Source organism: Bacillota bacterium, from assembly GCA_040754675.1.
Lineage (GTDB): Bacteria > Bacillota > Limnochordia > Limnochordales > Geochordaceae > Geochorda.
In genome coordinates this window covers 1-2,592 of record JBFMCJ010000560.1, presented here as the reverse complement: position 1 = coordinate 2,592, position 2,592 = coordinate 1, and the positions used below count along the sequence as shown (strand labels likewise).

Below are 2,592 nucleotides of genomic sequence, written 5' to 3'. Positions count from 1 at the left end.
CGAGCAGGCCCTGCGCGTGCAGGTGGACAGGTTCCAGAAGCCGCGGGCCGCGCTGCTTTGGCTGGTGGAGTCGCTGGGCAGCCGGGTGCAGGCGTGCCTGCCGGAGATCAAGACCCTGCTGGCCCGGGGGCCGCTGGACGCGGCTTCTGCGACGCACCTTGAGCGCTGGGTTCAAGTGTTCCGGTACGCGGCTGAGGTGCTGGAGCCCCCCGTGAGGGAGGCTCTCTCGTCAAACGGTGAGCCGGAAGCTGCAACAAGCAAGAAGGAGGGGTGAAACGTGTACGGGACAGAGGTGAGGCCGGAGGGCTGGGCGGAGGACAGGCTGGTGCTGCCGAAGGACCCCTGGCCCGAGCTGTACGCGGCGATGGAGGCGGGAAAGAGGGTTGACGCACGGGTGGTAGGTGTGGAAGGGCGGGGGGAGGACGTCCGCTTCGTGCTGGACCTGGGCGGGGTGCGCGGGTACCTGCCCATGCCCGACGCGGGCGACGGGCTACCCTCCAACCCGGTGGCCCTGGTGGGCGCGTACCTGGCCTGCCGGATCAGGGCGTGCGACCGCAGGGAGGGCTCCTGCCTGCTGGAGCGCCGCTCCCTCCTGGAGGAGATGTCCCGGCAGACCTGGGCGGAGCTGGAGTCCGGGTGCCGGGAGCTCCTGGCGCTGCGGGCCAGGGAGAGGGAACTGGGGAAGGACACCGGTGGGCTTGCCCGGGCCGAGCTGCGCCGGGTGAGGAGCCGCATCGTGGAAGTCGCTCCTCTCTGGCGGGCGGTGGTGAGGTGGGTGGCACGTTCGCACGCCACGGTTGACCTGGGCGGCGTGACCGGCAGGCTGCCCAGGGTGGAGTTTTCCTGGTCGCCCCCGGACCACCTGCGCGAGGTGCTCTCCCCGGGGGACTGCGTGCAGGTGAAGGTGATCGATCTGGACGCTGCCCGGAGGGAGGCCGTGGTGTCCCGGCGCTGGGCGCTGCCCGACCCCTGGCAGGGTGCGGCGGCCCGCTACCGCCGGGGAGGGGTGTACTCAGCCCGGGTGGTGCGGCTGGTGTCCGACGGCCATGCCCTGCTCGCGGAGCTGGAGCCGGGCCTGGCGCTCCTTGCCCACTCGCCTCCCGGCGGGCTTCCCGTGGGCGCCGGCGTCCTGCTGGAGGTGAGGGAAGTTGACGAGCCTTCCAGGAGAGGTACCGGCAGAATTGTGCGGGTTCTCTCCCGCGGATGACGGCCGGGGGCCTTTCTCCGGCGACGCCTCCGGGCGGATGGAGGTGCGGGTGGAGTCCCGCGGGATAACCTGCGCGGAGGTCCTGTACGACACCGACGGCCGCATCTGCGAGCTCGCCCTGGGCCTGCGGGCCCTGACCCGCGCCCAGGCGGCGCACGCGCTGGAGCGCAACTGCCGTGCGGCCATGGCCAGGCTGTACGCCCTGGGCTTTCTCGACCGTCTGGTCACGGGCGTCACTCCGCCGGGCTACTGCCCCGGGCCGGAGCTCAGGCGCCGGCGGGGTCTGGTGCTGGGGGCGTTCACGGCCCCGCGCTTCCTCCGGCTGGTCGCGGCGGCGCAGTTGTGGCTGTGCCTGCCGGGCGGCTCCTGGAAGGCGGAGCCGCACCTGGGCTTCCAGGCCCGCTGGGAGTACCGCGAGGCGGTGTTCTGGGTGATCGCGCCCAGGGTCTGGCCCCTGGAGGTGGGGTGGTTTCGCGAAAACGCGGGTTTTCTCCCCGAAGGCGAGCGCGTGCTGGTGGTCGCGGGCACCCCGCAGCTTGCGGAGGAGTGCGCCCGCGCCTGCCCGGAGCACGTGGATGCCCGCTACACCTGGGACCGGGCGCTCCTGCGGCCGGGCGAGCCGGTGCAGTTCTGGGCGCCGGCCCGCGGCGGGCTTGCCGAGGCCGAGAGGCTCCCCCCCGGGGGGCTTGACAGGGGCGGCCCGCCGGTGCTACTATGAGGGTGCCGGCGCCGGTGCCGGCTTGTGGTGTTTCCACGGACGTGTTCCCGCCTTCGGGCGGGTTTCTTCGTTGAGCGGTGATCGGGCCTCTGGCCGTTTCGGCCGGGGGCCCGTTGGCCGCGGGACGCGGTCCTGCGGCCCGGGGATGAGTTCGCCCCGCGGCATGGTTGCGGGGCGGTGAGGGAAGGCGCGTGGACCCTGCCCAAAGAGGCGGGCCCAGGTGCCTTTTTGCGTTTGGGGAGGAGGGAGACTAACGGTGGTGTTGGGGGCTCTTGTGTTGCTCCTCGCCGGAGCGGTGGGCGTGGCCGTGGTGCGCGTGGTTGCGGCACGGCGTCTGGCCCGGTTCCAGGCGGGCCGGCCGGGCGCCGGTTACGCCCTTGCCCTGGGCAAGCGCGCCGGGCTGGGGCTGCGGCTGGTGCTCGCTGAGGGCCTGGCCCACGGGCAGGCAGCCTACCTTCCGGAGAGGCGGGAGCTCGTGCTCTCCCGCGCGGTGTGGGAGGGCAAAGGGGTTTGGGCAGCCGTGGTGGCGGCCCACGAGGTGGGCCACGCCGTGGACCACGGCCGGGGTGGCCTGCCGGCGTTTTTGCTCGCCGCCAACGGAGCGAGCGGCCGCCTGCTGCTCCTGGCGTGGGGCTCCGCGGTGCTGGTGCTGGTGCTTTCTCTGGTG

Annotated in this window: 4 protein-coding genes; all 4 read left to right on the top strand. The window is 73.1% G+C overall.

From position 1 onward, the window contains the following. Positions 1–274 (top strand): hypothetical protein (locus AB1609_20805; GenBank protein MEW6048883.1); only part of this gene is annotated, 274 nt, incomplete at its 5' end. A gap of 3 nt (positions 275–277) precedes the next feature. After that, the gene (locus AB1609_20800; protein MEW6048882.1) at positions 278–1,207 is read left to right on the top strand and encodes a S1 RNA-binding domain-containing protein; all 930 of its coding nucleotides are present in this window, start codon (positions 278–280) and stop codon (positions 1,205–1,207) included. Beyond that, positions 1,182–1,925 carry a hypothetical protein gene (locus tag AB1609_20795; protein ID MEW6048881.1) on the top strand — a complete coding sequence of 248 codons (744 nt, stop codon included), beginning with the start codon at positions 1,182–1,184 and terminating at the stop codon, positions 1,923–1,925. The genes AB1609_20800 and AB1609_20795 overlap by 26 nt, the downstream gene beginning before the upstream one ends. A gap of 256 nt (positions 1,926–2,181) precedes the next feature. Then, a partial coding sequence (locus AB1609_20790) for a zinc metallopeptidase (GenBank protein ID MEW6048880.1) occupies positions 2,182–2,592 on the top strand: 411 nt, incomplete at its 3' end.